Source organism: Amycolatopsis sp. FBCC-B4732, assembly GCF_023008405.1.
Lineage (GTDB): Bacteria > Actinomycetota > Actinomycetes > Mycobacteriales > Pseudonocardiaceae > Amycolatopsis > Amycolatopsis pretoriensis_A.
On sequence record NZ_CP095376.1, the window covers coordinates 7,515,696 to 7,532,342 of the forward strand.

Annotated in this window: 27 protein-coding genes; 4 read left to right on the forward strand and 23 right to left on the reverse strand. The window is 67.9% G+C overall.

The features are described 5' to 3' along the window. Positions 1–2: 2 nt before the first annotated feature. The 22 genes from rplF to MUY14_RS33430 all read right to left on the reverse strand — a co-directional run bounded on the left by rplF (position 3) and on the right by MUY14_RS33430 (position 13,532). Positions 3–542 carry a 50S ribosomal protein L6 gene (gene rplF / locus MUY14_RS33325; protein ID WP_103350708.1) on the reverse strand — a complete coding sequence of 180 codons (540 nt, stop codon included), beginning with the start codon at positions 540–542 and terminating at the stop codon, positions 3–5. 16 nt (positions 543–558) lie between these two features. Further along, on the reverse strand, positions 559–957 hold the full coding sequence (gene rpsH, locus MUY14_RS33330; RefSeq protein WP_103342413.1) for a 30S ribosomal protein S8: 399 nt from the start codon (positions 955–957) through the stop codon (positions 559–561). A 90-nt stretch (positions 958–1,047) separates the two neighbouring features. Beyond that, positions 1,048–1,233: a type Z 30S ribosomal protein S14 gene (locus MUY14_RS33335; protein ID WP_004558870.1), complete on the reverse strand. Its 186-nt coding sequence runs from the start codon at positions 1,231–1,233 to the stop codon at positions 1,048–1,050. 4 nt (positions 1,234–1,237) lie between these two features. Then, complete coding sequence (gene rplE / locus MUY14_RS33340) at positions 1,238–1,801, reverse strand: 50S ribosomal protein L5 (RefSeq protein WP_247015084.1); 564 nt, start codon at positions 1,799–1,801, stop codon at positions 1,238–1,240. Further along, the gene (gene rplX, locus MUY14_RS33345; protein WP_086857322.1) at positions 1,801–2,115 is read right to left on the reverse strand and encodes a 50S ribosomal protein L24; all 315 of its coding nucleotides are present in this window, start codon (positions 2,113–2,115) and stop codon (positions 1,801–1,803) included. The genes rplE and rplX overlap by 1 nt, the downstream gene beginning before the upstream one ends. Continuing rightward, positions 2,115–2,483: a 50S ribosomal protein L14 gene (gene rplN / locus MUY14_RS33350; protein WP_004558867.1), complete on the reverse strand. Its 369-nt coding sequence runs from the start codon at positions 2,481–2,483 to the stop codon at positions 2,115–2,117. The genes rplX and rplN overlap by 1 nt, the downstream gene beginning before the upstream one ends. A 78-nt stretch (positions 2,484–2,561) precedes the next feature. Further along, complete coding sequence (gene rpsQ, locus MUY14_RS33355; protein ID WP_247015086.1) at positions 2,562–2,840, reverse strand: 30S ribosomal protein S17; 279 nt, start codon at positions 2,838–2,840, stop codon at positions 2,562–2,564. After that, entirely contained in the window at positions 2,837–3,082 is a 246-nt protein-coding gene (gene rpmC, locus MUY14_RS33360) for a 50S ribosomal protein L29 (RefSeq protein WP_086675500.1), read from the reverse strand. The genes rpsQ and rpmC overlap by 4 nt, the downstream gene beginning before the upstream one ends. Beyond that, positions 3,082–3,501 carry a 50S ribosomal protein L16 gene (rplP, locus tag MUY14_RS33365; protein ID WP_004558864.1) on the reverse strand — a complete coding sequence of 140 codons (420 nt, stop codon included), beginning with the start codon at positions 3,499–3,501 and terminating at the stop codon, positions 3,082–3,084. The genes rpmC and rplP overlap by 1 nt, the downstream gene beginning before the upstream one ends. Before the next feature lie 3 nt (positions 3,502–3,504). After that, positions 3,505–4,332 carry a 30S ribosomal protein S3 gene (gene rpsC / locus MUY14_RS33370; protein WP_086857324.1) on the reverse strand — a complete coding sequence of 276 codons (828 nt, stop codon included), beginning with the start codon at positions 4,330–4,332 and terminating at the stop codon, positions 3,505–3,507. After that, a complete protein-coding gene (gene rplV, locus MUY14_RS33375) occupies positions 4,332–4,748 on the reverse strand; it encodes a 50S ribosomal protein L22 (protein ID WP_247015088.1) in 417 nt (138 codons plus the stop codon). The genes rpsC and rplV overlap by 1 nt, the downstream gene beginning before the upstream one ends. 31 nt (positions 4,749–4,779) lie before the next feature. Further along, positions 4,780–5,061, reverse strand: coding sequence for a 30S ribosomal protein S19 (gene rpsS / locus MUY14_RS33380; RefSeq protein ID WP_003102083.1), 282 nt, complete (start codon positions 5,059–5,061; stop codon positions 4,780–4,782). Positions 5,062–5,078: 17 nt separating this feature from the next. Next, positions 5,079–5,915: a 50S ribosomal protein L2 gene (gene rplB, locus MUY14_RS33385; protein ID WP_086675502.1), complete on the reverse strand. Its 837-nt coding sequence runs from the start codon at positions 5,913–5,915 to the stop codon at positions 5,079–5,081. Positions 5,916–5,930: 15 nt separating this feature from the next. Then, positions 5,931–6,242 (reverse strand): 50S ribosomal protein L23, encoded by a 312-nt coding sequence (gene rplW, locus MUY14_RS33390; protein WP_003102087.1) that lies wholly within the window; start codon positions 6,240–6,242, stop codon positions 5,931–5,933. Continuing rightward, complete coding sequence (rplD, locus tag MUY14_RS33395; RefSeq protein WP_247015090.1) at positions 6,239–6,928, reverse strand: 50S ribosomal protein L4; 690 nt, start codon at positions 6,926–6,928, stop codon at positions 6,239–6,241. Before rplD ends, rplW begins: the two co-directional genes overlap by 4 nt. Further along, a complete protein-coding gene (rplC, locus tag MUY14_RS33400; RefSeq protein WP_247015093.1) occupies positions 6,925–7,581 on the reverse strand; it encodes a 50S ribosomal protein L3 in 657 nt (218 codons plus the stop codon). The genes rplD and rplC overlap by 4 nt, the downstream gene beginning before the upstream one ends. Positions 7,582–7,615: 34 nt before the next feature. Further along, positions 7,616–7,921: a 30S ribosomal protein S10 gene (rpsJ, locus tag MUY14_RS33405; RefSeq protein WP_003102098.1), complete on the reverse strand. Its 306-nt coding sequence runs from the start codon at positions 7,919–7,921 to the stop codon at positions 7,616–7,618. 421 nt (positions 7,922–8,342) lie between these two features. Next, positions 8,343–9,536, reverse strand: coding sequence for an elongation factor Tu (gene tuf / locus MUY14_RS33410; protein WP_247015095.1), 1,194 nt, complete (start codon positions 9,534–9,536; stop codon positions 8,343–8,345). A gap of 132 nt (positions 9,537–9,668) precedes the next feature. Continuing rightward, positions 9,669–11,768 (reverse strand): elongation factor G, encoded by a 2,100-nt coding sequence (gene fusA / locus MUY14_RS33415; RefSeq protein WP_247015097.1) that lies wholly within the window; start codon positions 11,766–11,768, stop codon positions 9,669–9,671. Between the two features lie 74 nt (positions 11,769–11,842). Next, positions 11,843–12,313 (reverse strand): 30S ribosomal protein S7, encoded by a 471-nt coding sequence (gene rpsG / locus MUY14_RS33420; RefSeq protein WP_003102106.1) that lies wholly within the window; start codon positions 12,311–12,313, stop codon positions 11,843–11,845. Then, positions 12,313–12,687 (reverse strand): 30S ribosomal protein S12, encoded by a 375-nt coding sequence (gene rpsL / locus MUY14_RS33425; RefSeq protein WP_003102113.1) that lies wholly within the window; start codon positions 12,685–12,687, stop codon positions 12,313–12,315. Before rpsL ends, rpsG begins: the two co-directional genes overlap by 1 nt. 689 nt (positions 12,688–13,376) lie before the next feature. Next, the gene (locus tag MUY14_RS33430; RefSeq protein ID WP_086857727.1) at positions 13,377–13,532 is read right to left on the reverse strand and encodes a hypothetical protein; all 156 of its coding nucleotides are present in this window, start codon (positions 13,530–13,532) and stop codon (positions 13,377–13,379) included. A 156-nt stretch (positions 13,533–13,688) separates the two neighbouring features. Here MUY14_RS33430 and MUY14_RS33435 point away from each other — a divergent pair, with 156 nt between their 5' ends. Genes MUY14_RS33435 through MUY14_RS33450 form a run of 4 tightly spaced genes read left to right on the forward strand, consistent with a single transcriptional unit; the run spans position 13,689 to position 16,411 of the window. Then, positions 13,689–14,252, forward strand: a complete 564-nt coding sequence (locus MUY14_RS33435) for a YbaB/EbfC family nucleoid-associated protein (protein WP_247015099.1) — start codon at positions 13,689–13,691, stop codon at positions 14,250–14,252. Next, a complete protein-coding gene (locus MUY14_RS33440) occupies positions 14,252–14,593 on the forward strand; it encodes a hypothetical protein (protein ID WP_247015101.1) in 342 nt (113 codons plus the stop codon). The genes MUY14_RS33435 and MUY14_RS33440 overlap by 1 nt, the downstream gene beginning before the upstream one ends. Before the next feature lie 13 nt (positions 14,594–14,606). Beyond that, the gene (locus MUY14_RS33445) at positions 14,607–15,797 is read left to right on the forward strand and encodes a WXG100 family type VII secretion target (RefSeq protein ID WP_247015103.1); all 1,191 of its coding nucleotides are present in this window, start codon (positions 14,607–14,609) and stop codon (positions 15,795–15,797) included. Next, entirely contained in the window at positions 15,797–16,411 is a 615-nt protein-coding gene (locus MUY14_RS33450; protein WP_247015105.1) for a hypothetical protein, read from the forward strand. Before MUY14_RS33445 ends, MUY14_RS33450 begins: the two co-directional genes overlap by 1 nt. Here the strand turns inward: MUY14_RS33450 and MUY14_RS33455 are convergent. Further along, positions 16,395–16,619 (reverse strand): hypothetical protein, encoded by a 225-nt coding sequence (locus tag MUY14_RS33455; RefSeq protein WP_247015107.1) that lies wholly within the window; start codon positions 16,617–16,619, stop codon positions 16,395–16,397. The two genes, MUY14_RS33450 and MUY14_RS33455, sit on opposite strands and share 17 nt — an antisense overlap. Positions 16,620–16,647 lie beyond the last annotated feature (28 nt).

Consider the following 16,647-nt stretch of genomic DNA (forward strand, 5'->3'; position numbering starts at 1 on the left):
GATCACTTACCCGTCTTTCCGACCTTGCGGCGGATCTTCTCACCCTCGTACCGCAGGCCCTTGCCCTTGTACGGGTCCGGGCGCCGCAGCTTGCGGATGACGGCCGAGATCTGGCCGACCTTCTGCTTGTCGATGCCGGAGACCGAGAACCGGGTCGGGGTCTCCACCTTGAAGGTGATGCCCTCGGGGGCCTCGATCTTCACCGGGTGCGAGTAGCCGAGGGCGAACTCGAGGTCCGAACCCTTCGCCTGCACGCGGTAACCCACGCCGTGGATTTCCATCTTCTTCTCGTAGCCGGCGGTGACGCCGACGACGAGGTTGTTCACCAGCGTGCGGGTGAGCCCGTGGAGCGCCTTGGAGGTGCGCTCGTCGTCCGGGCGCTTCACCAGCAGCGTGCCGTCTTCGTCGCGCTCGACGGTGATCGGCTCGGCGATGGTGTGCTCAAGGGTGCCCTTGGGCCCCTTGACCTTGATCTGCTGACCGTCGATGGTCACCTCGACCCCGGAAGGGACGGCGACCGGCAGCTTTCCGATGCGTGACATGCCTGTACCCCTTCCCTTACCAGACGTAGGCGAGGACTTCGCCGCCCACGCTGTTTCGCTTGGCCTGACGGTCCGTCTGCAGGCCACCGGACGTCGAGATGATCGCGATGCCCAGGCCGCCGAGCACGGACGGCAGTTCGGTCGATTTGGCGTAGATCCGCAGACCGGGCTTGGAGACGCGCCGGAGGCCGGCGATGCTCCGCTCACGGTTGGGGCCGTACTTGAGCTCGACGACGAGGTTCTTGTGCTTCTCGCCCGGCTCGTCGTGGTAACCCGCGATGTAACCCTCGCGCTTGAGGATCTCGGCGATGTTCGCCTTGAGCTTCGAGTGCGGGAGCTTGACCTCGTCGTGGTACGCCGAGTTCGCGTTACGCAGACGCGTCAAGAAGTCTGCGATGGGGTCGGTCATCGTCATGGTGACCTGTCAACCTTTCTCGCCCTGGTTCCCCGCCGCCCGGTATCCGGGCGGCAGGGCCTGTGGCGAAGTGGGAGTTAAAAAAAGCTCTTACCAGCTGGACTTGCGGACGCCGGGCAGCTCGCCCGCGTGCGCCATCTCGCGAAGGCAGATCCGGCAGAGCCCGAACTTGCGGAACACGGCGTGCGGGCGGCCGCACCGCTGGCAGCGGGTGTAGGCGCGCACGGCGAACTTCGGCTTCTTCGCGGCCTTGTGAACCAGTGCTTTCTTGGCCATCGGCTCAGTTCTCCTTGAACGGGAAGCCGAGCTTGCGCAGCAGCGCCCGGCCCTCGTCGTCGTTCGTGGCGGTCGTGACGACGGTGACGTCCATGCCGCGCGGGCGGTCGATGGAGTCGGGGTCGATCTCGTGGAACATCGACTGCTCGTTGAGACCGAACGTGTAGTTGCCGTGGCCGTCGAACTGCTTCGGCGAAAGCCCGCGGAAGTCGCGGATACGCGGCAGCGCGATGGTCAGCAGCCGGTCGAGGAACTCCCACATCCGGTCGCCGCGCAGCGTGACGCGCGCGCCGATCGGCTGGCCCTCGCGCAGCTTGAACTGCGCGATGGACTTGCGGGCCTTCCGGACCTCGGGCTTCTGACCGGTGATCAGGGCGAGGTCCTTGACCGCGCCCTCGATCAGCTTGCTGTCACGGGCGGCGTCGCCGACACCCATGTTCACGACGACCTTCACGACGCCCGGGATCTGGTGGACGTTGGCGAAGGAGAACTCCGCCTGCAGCTGGCCCTTGATCTCTTCGCGGTAGCGCACCTTGAGGCGCGGCGCGACCTTCTCTGCGGTGGTCATCAGATGTCCTTACCGTTCCGGCGCGAGATCCGGACCTTCTTGCCGTCCTCGCCGATGCGGTAACCCACCCGTGACGGCTTGCCGTCCGAGTCGACGACCATCACGTTCGAGACGTGGATGGGCGCCTCCTGCGTGACGATGCCGCCGGACTGCGCGCCGCGCTGGGTCTGGCTGATCCGCGTGTGCTTCTTGATCCGGTTCACGCCCTCGACCAGCACGCGGTCGCGCTCGGGGTAGGCCTGGATGACCTTGCCCTTGGCGCCCTTGTCCTTGCCGGCGATGACGACGACCGTGTCGCCCTTCTTCACCTTCATCACAGCACCTCCGGCGCGAGCGAAATGATCTTCATGAACTTTCGGTCGCGCAGCTCGCGGCCCACCGGGCCGAAGATGCGGGTGCCGCGGGGCTCGTTGTCGTTCTTGATGAGCACGGCGGCGTTCTCGTCGAACCGGATGTAGGAACCGTCCGGACGACGACGCTCCTTGACCGTGCGGACGATGACGGCCTTGACGACGTCGCCCTTCTTCACCCCGGCGGCCGGGATGGCGTCCTTCACGGTGGCGACGATGATGTCGCCGATGCCGGCGTAGCGCCGCCCGGAACCACCGAGAACGCGGATGCAGAGGATTTCCTTCGCACCCGTGTTGTCGGCTACCCGAAGCCGCGACTCCTGCTGGATCACGTCAACTCCTGTATGTCGCGCCGGTTCTCGCCCGACGAGCGAGCCTTGCGGAACTAAGAACTCTCGAAAGAGCCCTGCTTACTTGGCCTTCTCCACGATCTGCACGAGGCGCCACCGCTTCGAAGCCGACAGCGGGCGGGTCTCCATCAGGGTGACCCGGTCGCCCACGCCCGCCTCGTTGTTCTCGTCGTGCACCTTCACCTTGGAGGTGGAGCGGACGACCTTCGAGTAACGGGGGTGCTTCTTGCGGTCCTCGAGCTCGACCACGATCGTCTTGTTCATCTTGTCCGAGACGACGTAGCCCTCGCGGACCTTGCGGTCGTTCCGGGCCGGCGTCTCGGTGGTGGGCTCGCTCATGCGGCACCTTCACTCTCGGCGTCGGGGGCAACGGACAGGCCGAGTTCGCGCTCGCGCATGACCGTGTAGATCCGCGCGATGTCCGTGCGGACGGTGCGCAGACGGCGGTTGTTGTCGAGCTGCCCGGTCGCCATCTGGAAGCGGAGGTTGAAGAGCTCCTCCTTGTATTCCTTCAGACGCAGGACGAGCTCTTCCGCGGTGAGCTCACGCAGCTCCGATGCCAGAGCACCAGCGTTCGCCATCAGAACTCACCACCTTCACGGGTCACGATGCGGCACTTCATGGGCAGCTTGTGGATCGCGCGGCGGAGCGCCTCACGGGCGGTCTCCTCGTTCGGGAACGAGATCTCGAACATCACGCGGCCCGGCTTCACGTTGGCGATCCACCACTCGGGCGAACCCTTACCGGAACCCATGCGGGTCTCGGCCGGCTTCTTCGTCAGCGGGCGGTCCGGGTAGATGGTCGTCCACACCTTGCCACCACGCTTGATGTGACGGGTCATGGCGATACGAGCGGACTCGATCTGCCGGTTCGTCACGTAGCTGTGCTCAAGCGCCTGGATGCCGTACTCGCCGAAGCTGACCTTCGTGCCACCCTTGGCGGCGCCGTGGCGCTTCGGGGAGTGCTGCTTCCGGTGCTTGACCCTGCGCGGGATGAGCACGTCTCAGCCCTCCGTCTTTTCTGCGGTCTCGGTGGCCGGGGCCGCCGGGGCCTCGGTCGTGGCGGCAGCGGCGGCCCGACCGGCTTCGGTCGAGGTCGCCGTGGTGCCCGACGCGCCGGAACGACGCGGGCGGGACGGCCGGTCGCTGCGCTCGCGACGCGGCGCGCGCTCGGCGGCGTCACGGGCTTCGCGGGCCTTCAGGCCACCGACGAGCTCACCCTTGTAGATCCACACCTTGACGCCGATGCGACCGAACGTCGTCTTGGCCTCGAAGAAGCCGTAGTCGATGTCGGCGCGCAGCGTGTGCAGCGGGACGCGGCCATCGCGGTAGTGCTCGGAGCGGGACATCTCGGCACCGCCGAGACGACCGCCGCACTGCACGCGGATGCCCTTGACCTGCGGCGAGCGCATGGAGGTCTGGATCGCCTTCCGCATCGCGCGGCGGAACGCCACGCGGTTGGAGAGCTGCTCCGCGACCGCCTGGGCGACCAGCTGGGCGTCGGCCTCGGGGTTCTTGACCTCGAGGATGTTCAGCTGGACCTGCTTCTTGGTCAGCTTCTCCAGCGCGCCACGGATCCGGTCGGCCTCCGCGCCGCGGCGGCCGATGACGATGCCCGGCCGGGCGGTGTGGATGTCGACGCGGACGCGGTCACGGGTGCGCTCGATCTCGACCTTGGAGATGCCGGCGCGCTCCATGCCCGTCGCCAGCAGCTTGCGGATCTTGACGTCCTCGGCCACGTACTCGGCGTACTGCTTGTCGGCGTACCAGCGCGACTTCCAGTCCGTGGTGATACCCAGGCGGAAACCGTGCGGGTTGATCTTCTGGCCCACTACCGGCCACCTGCCTTCTTCTTGCTCTGCGCCTTCTGCGTGACGGCCGGACGCGACTCCACCTCGACGGTGATGTGGCTGGTCCGCTTGCGGATCCGGTACGCACGGCCCTGGGCCCGCGGCCGGATGCGCTTGAGGGTCGGGCCCTCGTCGGCGTACGCGTTCTTGACCCAGAGGGTGTCCGGGTCCAGCTGAAGGTTGTTCTCGGCGTTGGCCACGGCGCTGGCGAGCACCTTCGCGACCGGCTCGCTGGCCGCCTGCGGGGCGAACCGGAGCACGGCCAAGGCGTCGGCGGCGCTACGTCCCTTGATGAGCTCGATCACCCGGCGCACCTTGGTCGGCGAGTCCCGGACGAAGCGAGCCCGCGCGTAAGCCGTAGGCAGGGCCTCGACCGTCGCGTCGTTCTGGGCGTTCATCGCTACTTCCCTTGTCTGGTTTCGTGCCCGCTCAGCGGCGGCGCGACTTGCGGTCGTCCTTGATGTGGCCCTTGAAGGTCCGCGTCGGGGCGAACTCGCCCAGCTTGTGACCCACCATGGCCTCGGTGACGAACACCGGGACGTGCTTGCGGCCGTCGTGCACGGCGATCGTGTGCCCCAGGAAGTCCGGGATGATCGTCGAGCGGCGCGACCAGGTCTTGATGACCGTCTTCTTGCCCGATTCGTTCAGCGCGTCCACCTTCTTGAGCAGGTGGTCGTCCACGAACGGGCCCTTCTTAAGGCTGCGTGGCATTGCTTCTACCTCCCTGCTCAGCGCTTGTTCTTGCCGGTGCGGCGGCGGCGGACGATGAGGGCGTCGCTCGGCTTGCGCCGGCGCGTACGACCCTCGGGCTTGCCGTTCGGGTTGACCGGGTGGCGACCACCGGAGGTCTTACCCTCACCACCACCGTGCGGGTGGTCGACCGGGTTCATGACGACACCGCGGACCGTGGGGCGCTTGCCGCGCCAGCGGTTGCGGCCGGCCTTGCCCCAGTTGATGTTGGCGTGCTCGGAGTTGCCGACCTCGCCGACCGTGGCGCGGTTGCGCACGTCCACGTTGCGGATCTCGCCCGAGGGGAGACGCAGCTGGGCGTACGGACCGTCCTTGGCGACGAGCTGCACCTTCGCGCCCGCGGACCGCGCCATCTTCGCGCCGCCACCGGGGCGGAGCTCGATCGCGTGGATCACGGTGCCGACCGGGATGTTGCGCAGCGGCAGGTTGTTGCCCGGCTTGATGTCGGCCCGGGGGCCGTTCTCGACGGTGTCGCCCTGCTTCAGCTTCTCCGGCGCGATGATGTAGCGCTTCTCGCCGTCGGCGTAGTGCAGCAGCGCGATGCGAGCCGACCGGTTGGGGTCGTACTCGATGTGCGCGACCTTGGCGGGGATGCCGTCCTTGTCGTTGCGACGGAAGTCGATGACTCGGTACGCGCGCTTGTGGCCGCCACCCTTGTGCCGGGTGGTGATCTTGCCGGACGAGTTGCGACCGCCCGAACCGCTCAGCGGACGAAGCAGCGACTTCTCCGGGGTGGAGCGGGTGATCTCGGCGAAGTCCGAGACGCTCGAACCGCGACGACCCGGGGTCGTCGGCTTGTACTTGCGGATGCCCATTGTCAGCTCAGTCCTTTACGCGGTGGGTCCGCCGAAGATCTCGATCGCCTTGCTCTCGGGCGAAAGAGTCACGATGGCGCGCTTGGTGTCCTTGCGCTTGCCGAAGCCCGCGCGAGTCCGCTTCCGCTTGCCCTGACGGTTGGCCGTGTTGACGCTGACCACCTTGACGCCGAACACCTTCTCGACCGCGATCTTGATCTGGGTCTTGTTGGCGTCCGGGCGGACGATGAACGTGTACTTGTGGTCCTCGAGCAGCCCGTAGGACTTCTCGGAGATGACCGGCGCGAGCAGGATGTCGCGGGGGTCCGGAATGGCGACCGAACTCACTTCTCGTCACTCCCTTCCGTGACCTCGCCCGACCGCGCGGAAGCCTTGACGGTCTTGCCGCGGGCGGGGCCGGCGACGAACACGTCGTACGCGGCCTTGGTGAACACGACGTCGTCGTTGACCAGCACGTCGTAGGTGTTGAGCTGGTCGGCCCAGAGGATGTGCACCTCGGGCAGGTTCCGCAGCGAAACCCAGCTCAGCTCGTCGTCCCGGTGCAGCACCACGAGCACGCGCTTCGCGGCCGTGACGGCGGCGAGGGCGGACTTGGCGGCCTTGGTGTTCGGCTTCTCGCCGGTCACCAGTTCGGTCACGACGTGCAGCTGGCCGGCGCGGGCCCGGTCGGAGAGAGCGCCACGCAGAGCGGCGGCCTTCATCTTCTTCGGGGTGCGCTGGGAGTAGTCACGCGGCGTGGGGCCGTGGACGACACCACCGCCGACGAACTGCGGCGCGCGGGTCGAACCCTGGCGGGCACGGCCGGTGCCCTTCTGCCGGTACGGCTTCTTGCCGCCACCGGAGACCTCACCACGGGTCTTCGTGTCGTGCGTGCCCTGGCGCGCGGCGGCCTGCTGGGCCACCACCACCTGGTGCATCAGCGCGACATTGGCCTGCACGTCGAAGATCTCCTCGGGGAGGTCCACGGTGCCGTCGGCTTTACCGGCCGGGGTCTTCAGCTCGACGCTTGTCATTCGGAGTTACCACCCTTCGCGGCGCTGCGCACGAACAGCAGGCCGCCCTTGGGACCGGGCACGGCGCCCTTGATCAGCAGCAGGCCGTCCTCGGCACGCACGGCGTGCACGGTCAGGTTCTGCGTGGTGACCCGGTCGTTGCCCATCCGGCCTGCCATGCGCAGGCCCTTGAAGACGCGGCCGGGGGTGGCGCAACCACCGATCGAACCCGGCTTGCGGTGCACGGCCTGGGCACCGTGGCTCGCGCCCTGGCCCTTGAAACCGTGGCGCTTCATGACGCCCGCGTAGCCCTTGCCCTTGCTGGTCCCGGTCACGTCGACCTCGACGCCGGCGGCGAACACCTCGGCGGTGATCTCCTGGCCGACCTCGTAGGTCTCGGCGTCCGTGGTGCGCAGCTCGGCGAGGAACCGGCGCGGCGTCACGCCCGCCTTGTCGAAGTGGCCGGTGCGCGGCTTGTTCACCTTGCGCGGGTCGACCGCGCCGAACGCCAGCTGCACGGCCCCGTAGCCGTCCTTGTCCTGCGTCCGAACCTGGGTGACCACGTTCGGACCGGCCTTCACGACGGTGACCGGGACAACCCGGTTCTGTTCGTCGAAGACCTGGGTCATGCCGAGCTTGGTGCCCAGGATGCCCTTCATCTGCCTGTCAGACATGAGTCTCTTACTCTCCGCCGCTCGCCCGCCGCTACTACTGGATGTTGACGTCGACGCTCGCCGGCAGGTCGATGCGCATGAGCGCGTCGACCGTCTTCGGCGTCGGGTCGAGGATGTCGATCAGACGCTTGTGCGTGCGCATCTCGAAGTGCTCGCGCGAGTCCTTGTACTTGTGCGGCGAGCGGATGACGCAGTAAACGTTCTTCTCGGTGGGCAGCGGCACCGGCCCGACAACACGGGCGCCGGTGCGCGTGACCGTCTCCACGATCTTGCGCGCCGAGGTGTCGATCGCCTCGTGGTCGTAGGCCTTGAGCCGGATGCGGATCTTCTGTCCCGCCATGGTGGCTGCTCGTTCCTTGTCGTCTCGTGCCGCTATCTCACAAACCCCGCCCGGATGTCGCCACCCTGGCTGGGTTTCCGCAGTTCAACGGCCCTGTCCCCGGTCCACGCGGTCGGGCGTGTCGCGCCCGACGCACAGACGGATCCCGCGGGATCGTCGTCTTGCCTGGTCTTCCTCAACGTGAGGAGGCTATGAGCCGGCTGCCTTTTTGCAAGAACGCCGTCTCACCGCCTTTGCCCGCTCGCCTACCCGAAGGAAGAGGCTCGGCGGACCGTGGCCACTCGCGCCAGGGCGGCCGGACCCTCGTGGAGAAAACTCCGACGTGGATCGGCCGCCCCAGGACGAGCAACCCGAATAGTGTCGCACACGTGATTTGACGCCCCTGAGCCGGGGGTGTATTACCCCCGGCCGGGGCGTCGAATCACTTGTTGATCTTGGTGACCTGGCCCGCGCCGACGGTCCGGCCACCCTCGCGGATGGCGAAGCGCAGACCCTCGTCCATCGCGACCGGCTGGATCAGCGCGACCGTGATGTCGGTGTTGTCGCCCGGCATGACCATCTCGGTGCCCTCGGGGAGGGTCACGACGCCGGTCACGTCGGTGGTGCGGAAGTAGAACTGCGGGCGGTAGTTGTTGAAGAACGGGGTGTGACGGCCACCCTCGTCCTTCGACAGGATGTAGACCCGGCCCTCGAAGTCGGTGTGCGGGGTGGTGGTACCCGGCTTCACGACGACCTGGCCGCGCTCGACGTCCTCGCGCTTGATGCCGCGGACGAGGAGGCCGACGTTGTCGCCCGCCTGGCCCGAGTCGAGCAGCTTGCGGAACATCTCGACACCGGTGACGGTGGTCTTGGTCGACTTCTCGCGGATACCCACGATCTCGACCTCTTCGTTGACGTTGATCTGGCCGCGCTCGACGCGACCGGTCACCACGGTGCCACGACCGGTGATGGTGAAGACGTCTTCGATCGGCATCAGGAACGGCTTGTCGAGCTCGCGCACCGGGTCCGGCACGTTGTTGTCGACCGCGCTCATCAGCTCGAGAACGGCGTCGGCCCACTTCTCGTCGCCCTCGAGGGCCTTGAGACCGGACACGCGCACGACCGGGGCGTCGTCGCCGGGGAACTCCTGCGAGGACAGCAGCTCGCGGACCTCGAGCTCGACGAGCTCCAGGATCTCCTCGTCGTCGACCATGTCGGCCTTGTTCAGCGCGACCACGATGTAGGGCACGCCGACCTGACGGGCGAGCAGCACGTGCTCACGCGTCTGCGGCATCGGGCCGTCGGTCGCCGCGACCACGAGGATCGCGCCGTCCATCTGCGCCGCACCGGTGATCATGTTCTTGATGTAGTCCGCGTGACCGGGGGCGTCGACGTGCGCGTAGTGACGCTTCTCGGTCTGGTACTCGACGTGCGAGATATTGATCGTGATGCCGCGCTGCTTCTCTTCCGGCGCGTTGTCGATCTGGTCGAACGCCCGCGACTCGTTCAGCTCCGGGTACTTGTCGTGCAGCACCTTGGTGATCGCCGCGGTCAGAGTCGTCTTGCCGTGGTCAACGTGGCCGATGGTGCCGATGTTGACGTGCGGCTTGGTCCGCTCGAATTTCGCCTTCGCCACTGGAATGTCCTCCTGGACTGATTTGCTTCGTGCTCAGCGGGCGGCGTGGCTGCCGCCCGCTGAATGTTCCTTCGTCGGTGCTGCGGACGTTCAGGAGAGTCCCTTAATGCCCGCGAGCGCTGGGGGGAGGAGTTACTCCCCCGTCGCCTTCGCGATGATTTCCTTCGCGACGTTCGCGGGAACCTCGGCGTAGGAGTCGAACAACATGGAGTAGTTCGCCCGGCCCTGGGTGCGGGACCGGAGGTCACCGACGTAGCCGAACATCTCCGACAGCGGGACCAGCGCCTTCACGACGCGGATACCCGCCCGCTCCTCCATGGCCTGGATCTGACCACGACGGGAGTTGAGGTCACCGATGACGTCACCCATGTAGTCCTCGGGCGTGGTCACCTCGACCGCCATCATCGGCTCCAGGATCACGGGTTGGGCCTTCTTCGCGGCTTCCTTCATCGCCATGGAACCGGCGATCTTGAACGCCATCTCCGAAGAGTCGACCTCGTGGTAGGCACCGTCCAACAGGGTGAACTTCAACCCGACGAGCGGGTAGCCGGCCAGGACGCCGTACTGCATCGCGTCCTGGGCGCCGGCGTCCACCGACGGGATGTACTCCCGCGGCACGCGGCCACCGGACACCTTGTTGTCGAACTCGTAGAGCGCGCCGTCGGTGCGCTCGAGCGGCTCCAGCTTCACGATGACCTTCGCGAACTGGCCGGAACCACCGGTCTGCTTCTTGTGGACGTAGTCGAGCTTGTCGACCGTCTTCTTGATCGTCTCACGGTAGGCGACCTGCGGCTTGCCGATGTTCGCCTCGACCTTGTAGTCGGACTTCATCCGGTTCACCAGCACCTCGAGGTGCAGCTCGCCCATGCCCGCGATGATCGTCTGGCCGGTGTCCTCGTCCAGCTTGACCTGGAACGTCGGGTCCTCTTCGGCCAGCTTCTGGATCGCCAGGGACAGCTTCTCCTGGTCGGCCTTCGTCTTCGGTTCGATCGCGACCCGGATGACCGGCTCGGGGAACGTCATCGACTCCAGCACGATCGGGTTCTGCGGGTCCGCCAGGGTGTCACCCGTGGTGGTGTCCTTCAGCCCGATGACCGCGTAGATGTGGCCGACCTGGGCGTCGTCGACCGGGTTCTCCTTGTTGGAGTGCATCTGGAAGATCTTCCCGATGCGCTCCTTGCGCTCCTTGGTCGCGTTGACGACCTGCGCCCCGGCGGCGACCTTGCCCGAGTAGACCCGGATGTAGGTCAGCTTGCCGAAGAACGGGTGCGCGGCGATCTTGAACGCGAGCGCGGCGAAAGGCTCGTCGACCGACGCCTTGCGGGACGCCACGGTCTCACCGTCGGGCAGCAGGCCCTCGACGGCCGGGACGTCCAGCGGGGTCGGCAGGTAGTCGATGACCGCGTCGAGCATGGGCTGCACGCCCTTGTTCTTGAACGCGGAACCGGCCAGCACCGGGAAGACCTGGCTGCTGATGGTGAGCTTGCGGATGCCGGACTTGATCTCGGCTTCCGTGAGCTCCTCACCCTCGAGGAACTTCTCCATCAGCGCGTCGTCCGCCTCGGCGACGGTCTCGACGAGCTTCTCGCGGTACTCCGCGGCCAGCTCGGCCAGCTCGGCGGGGATCTCCTCGACGGAGTAGTCCTCGCCCTTCTGGACCTCGCCGCGCCAGGTCAGCGCCTTCATGCGGACCAGGTCGACGACGCCTTCGAAGTCGTTCTCGGCGCCGATCGGCAGCTGGATGACCAGCGGCCGGACACCGAGGCGCTCGACGATGGTCTTCACGGTGTAGTAGAAGTCCGCACCGAGCTTGTCCATCTTGTTGACGAAGCAGATGCGCGGGACGTCGTACTTGTCCGCCTGCCGCCAGACCTGCTCGGACTGCGGCTCGACGCCTTCCTTGCCGTCGAAGACGGCGACCGCACCGTCGAGCACCCGGAGGTTGCGCTCCACCTCGACGGTGAAGTCGACGTGGCCCGGGGTGTCGATGATGTTGATCTGGTGGTCGTCCCAGAAGGTGGTGGTCGCAGCCGAGGTGATGGTGATGCCCCGCTTCTGCTCCTCCTCCATCCAGTCCATGGTGGCGGCGCCGTCGTGGACTTCACCGATCTTGTAGTTGACCCCGGTGTAGAACAGGATCCGCTCGGTGGTGGTCGTCTTGCCGGCGTCGATGTGGGCCATGATGCCGATGTTGCGGACCTTGTTCAGGTCGGTCAGCACTTCACGTGCCACGAGAGTGTTCCCCTGTTCTCAAGCTTGGGGCCCGGCATGGCTGGCCCAGAAGACGGGCGGCGATGCCGAACTACTTACCAGCGGTAGTGCGCGAAGGCCCGGTTGGACTCGGCCATCTTGTGCGTGTCCTCGCGACGCTTCACGGAGGCACCGAGGCCGTTGGAAGCGTCCAGGAGCTCGTTCTGCAGGCGCTCGATCATCGTCTTCTCGCGGCGAGCCTGCGAGAAGGAGACCAGCCAGCGCAGCGCCAGGGTGGTGGAGCGGCCCGGCTTGACCTCGATCGGCACCTGGTAGGTGGCGCCACCGACGCGGCGGCTCTTCACCTCGATGGTGGGCTTCACGTTGTCGAGGGCGCGCTTCAGCGTGACGACGGGGTCGGTACCCGTCTTCTCGCGAGCGCCTTCGAGCGCGCCGTAGACGATGCGCTCGGCCAGGGACCGCTTCCCGTCCTTCAGCACCTTGTTCACCAGCTGGGTGACCAGCGGGGAGGCGTAGACGGGGTCGGAGATCAGCGGCCGCTTCGGGGCCGGACCCTTGCGGGGCATTAGCTCTTCTCCTTCTTCGCGCCGTACCGGCTGCGCGCCTGCTTGCGGTTCTTGACACCCTGCGTGTCGAGCGAACCGCGGATGATCTTGTAACGGACACCCGGAAGGTCCTTCACACGACCACCGCGCACGAGCACCATCGAGTGCTCCTGCAGGTTGTGGCCCTCACCGGGGATGTAGGCGGTGACCTCGATGCCGCTGGTCAGCTTCACACGCGCGACCTTGCGCAGCGCCGAGTTCGGCTTCTTGGGGGTGGTCGTGTACACGCGGGTGCACACGCCGCGCCGCTGCGGGCTCCCCTTGAGGGCCGCGGTCTTCTGCTTGGCAGCCTTGTCCTGGCGGCCCTTGCGGACCAGCTGCTGGATCGTGGGCAATGGACCAGCTTCCTGTCGTGATCTGCTTCTTCGTGTCTTCACCGGCCCCCGCGGTCGGGCGTGTCGGCCCGCGTCACGGTCTGACGACCGGTAACTTCCCGGAGGGATTTCCGTCGGAACCCCGACCTGCCGAAGCCGGTGACCGGGTGCCTGAGCACCCCGCCCATGCCGCACGGCACGCGGAGCGGCCCGACGCATGCCGGGCACGGTCTCCAAAGATACCCGCCCGGATCCGGACGGAGCGCGGCGGGGGGTCTGAAGGTCGGCGAACGTTCAGCCTACCTCTCGGCACCGCCCGGCCGGGGGATGTTCCGGAGTCCGGTCACCCCGGTGTGGCGCCGCACTTCCCGGCACGCGCTTCTCCCGCCGACAGTGTTCTCAACGCGTGTGACCCCCGGGATGTTCCAGGGGCCGCGCGGACGGGCGCTCCCCCTCCCGCGGCGCTCCGGCCCCGGCCACGACGCGGGCGCCGGCGGTCGTGCCGCTCCCGGTTCCCGGCGATGCGGCACCGCGCCGGCCGCGTCCGGGCCACGAACCGCCTCCTCGGCGGTCGCTACCCGGACCACTCCGCGACCGGCGCCCGGAGCTCGCCCTTCGTCCGGCGACGTGAACGACCCGTTCACGTCGCCGGACGAGGTGAACGAGTCGTTCACGGCACCGCGGGCGGCTCGGTCCGGGCGCGCGGTGCGTCAGTCCTCGTCGGGCTTCGCGTGGTCCGGCTTGCCCGGGTTCGGGTCCCGCGAGAGGTCGATCAGCGGGTGCACCCCCGCCCCCTCGGGTGCCGCGTGGCTCCCGGTCGACTTCGGCTCCTCGTCGGGCCGGCCGGCCCCTTCGGTGCTGGTCATCACACACTCCTAGCGTTCATCCCTGCTTCCCCTTGCGGCCGGAAACCTACCCATTACCCGACCGGGTGACGCAGTGGGATCGGATCGGCCGTTCCGTGCGTCACACCGCCACCGAAGGGCCACGATGAGTGGACAGGCGATCGGAGGGACGAGGGCATGGCGGCCGAGTTCGACCGACTGGTGACCGAGTTCGAGCGGTTCCAGTCGAGCATCCGGGACGTCGACGACCGGTTCGCCGGTCTCGGCGCGATGCAGCAGGAGCTGTCGGAACTCCAGGCGAGCGCGTCGTCGCCGGACGGCGGGGTGACCGTCGTCACCGGGCCGGGTGGTGCGGTCCTGGACGTCAAGTTCACCGACGCCGCGCTGGCGAAGGGGCCGCAGGCGCTGTCCGCGGCCCTGATGGCGACGCTGCGGGAAGCCGTCGGCGAGGCGGCCCGGCGGCAGGCGGTGCTCGTCCAGGAGCACCTCGGCGACGAGCTCGGCCTGGTCGACCAGGTCCTGGAGACGCAGGCCGAGGCGTTCGGAACCACCGTCGAAGAAATGCGGTCGAAGCTGGCGGAAGGGACGCCGTCGCGGGAGCGGCCGTCCGCGCCGGAGGACTTCTCCGAGGAGCGGGTGCTGCGCCAGGCCGGCGACGCCCCGCCGCCACCGGCACCGCCTGCGAGCGGCGGTACCGCGGGCGAGTCGTTCCTGCGGAACCTGTTCGACGAGGAGGACTGATGCCCGACGGGACCGGCGGCTACCAGGTCGAGGTCGACGCGCTGCACAAGTACGTCGGTGTGCTCGGCCAGTACAAGGACCAGGGCGCGAAGTTCACCGAGAAGGTCGGGCAGTCCGACGTCGGCGACAAGTCGTGGGGCGTGGTCGGCCTGTTCACCAAGCACGGGTACGACGAAACGCTGCGGGAGCTGCGCGACCTGCTGGCCTCGATGGCCGAGGGCCTGACCTCGGCGCAGGGCAAGTTCACCGACGCGGCGAACGTCTACCAGGGCACCGAAGACGACCACAAGGCCTTCTTCGGGCAGGTCGAGGTCCTGCTCGACGGCCCGAAGAAGCCCTGAGGGGGCCACGACGATGGCGGAGTTCCAGGACGTCGCGAGCGGCGTCAGCGTGAAGAGCGACGACCCGGGCACCGTGCTGGGGGTGAACGTCGACAACGCGGTCAAGGCGACGCCGTTCGTGGGCGGTGCCGTGACCGCCGGCAAGGACGTCGTCTCCGTGTACCAGGCGGTCACCGCGCCCCACCCCGACGGTGTCGACATCGCGCTCGGGGTGGCCTCGATCGCGACCGACACGACGTCGTTCATCCAGTCCAGCGCGAGCACCATCACCGACATCGCCACCGACCCGCTCGGCTGGCTCGTCGGGCAGGGGCTGAACTTCCTGATCAGCGCGGTCCAGCCGATCCAGGACGCGATCCACTTCGTCAGCGGCGACGGGCCCGCGCTCGCCACCGCGGCCGGCAACTTCGGCGCCATCGCCACCGGGCTGGACGAGCTGGCGAAGAACTTCGCCGCGGTCGCCGACACGTCGCTGGCGGGCTGGAAGGGCGACGCCGGCGACGCGGCGCGAAGGTCGCTCGGCGAGTTCGCCCACGGCATCGGCGGCGTCTCCGCGAAGTCCGGCGACATGGCGCAGATGCTGCAGCTGAGCAGCATGCTGATGAGCTTCGTCGAGGACCTGATCAAGGCGATCCTCACCGAGCTGGTCACCTGGCTGATCATGATCTGGATCCCGGCGCTCGCGGCCGCGGTGCCCACCTGCGGGGCGTCGGTGGCCACCGCGGGCACGGCGTCGGAGGTCAAGCTCGGCACGACCGCCGCGAAGACGACGAAGAAGGTCTCGAAGGTCCGCGAGCTGCTGCAGAAGATCCTCGAGTGGCTGCAGAAGATGAAGGCCAAGCTGGCCGCCACGAAGCTGGGCAAGGTGTTCGCCGACGGCAAGACCGCGGAGAAGCTCGCGGAGATCGCCGAAGGCAACGCGGGCAAGAGCATGGTCGACAAGCTCAAGGGCGCCGAAGGCATGATCGGCAAGCGGGCCGGCGAGAACGCGCTGTCCGAGATCGCGAAGAAGGGCGGCGAAGCCGCGGCCAAGGGCGTCTTCGGGTTCAACCCAGCCAACCCCGGCGACAACCCGGCCAAGACGCTGAACGACCACCTCGGCAAGCTCAACAGCCACGTCAAGAACGCCAAGAAGGCGAGCGACCACGGCGAGACCGGCCGGACCCAATCCGACGACGAGACGCGCGAGGACCTGGACTTCTGATGGCAGGCGTGGTGGCGGTCGTCCTGATCGTGGCGGTGTTCGCGGTGGTGGCGTCCCTCTGGTGGCGGTCGCGCACGAAGTTCGTCGAGAGCCGCAAGGAGCACTGGTTCAAGGCCTTCGCGGCCGAGCGCGGCGGCACCTTCGACAGCGGCGTCCCCAGCGACGCGCGGGCGGTCCCGACCTTCGGCGTGCGCCACCCCAGCGGCCGGCCGCTGGCCGGGAGCACCCACACGAAGTGGGTCGAGTTCCGCCACCGCGACCGGCCGGCGATCGCCGTCGACGCCCAGGAGCCGTACCGGCACTTCGACGACCACACGTACTTCCGCGACATCCACGTCACGCAGGTGCGGGTCCCGGCCTCCCCCGAGCTGCGGATCACCGCGGGGACGGGCCTGTCGGTGCCGTCGGACCCGCGGCTCGAGGGCGAGCTGACCCGGTGGCTGGCCGCGAACCCGCGTTTCGCCGGGCGGGACGTCGTCGTCGAGCACGGCTCGGCGCGGACCTGGGGCCAGGGCTGCGCGACCCGGGCGAACATCGTGGCCGAGGCCGACTACCTCGGCGAACTGGCGGACGCGCTGCCCGCCGTGCTGTGGAGCGTCAGCGGCGACGCGTAGTGAGGTGCGTCAGGCCCGCCGAAAGCGCGAACACCAGGCCCAGCCCCACGACGTAAGGGCCGGCCAGCAGGGCGAACCCGGCGCCGATGTTGGCGTCGGGCTGGTCGGACGTCGCCCGGAAACCGATCGCGCCGACCGAAAGCAGGATCGCCCCCACGGTGATCAGGAGGACGGCCACCACCGTGAGGCGCTTCGTGACAGTCGTCATGTCCCCATGGTGCCGGGGCACGGGCCAA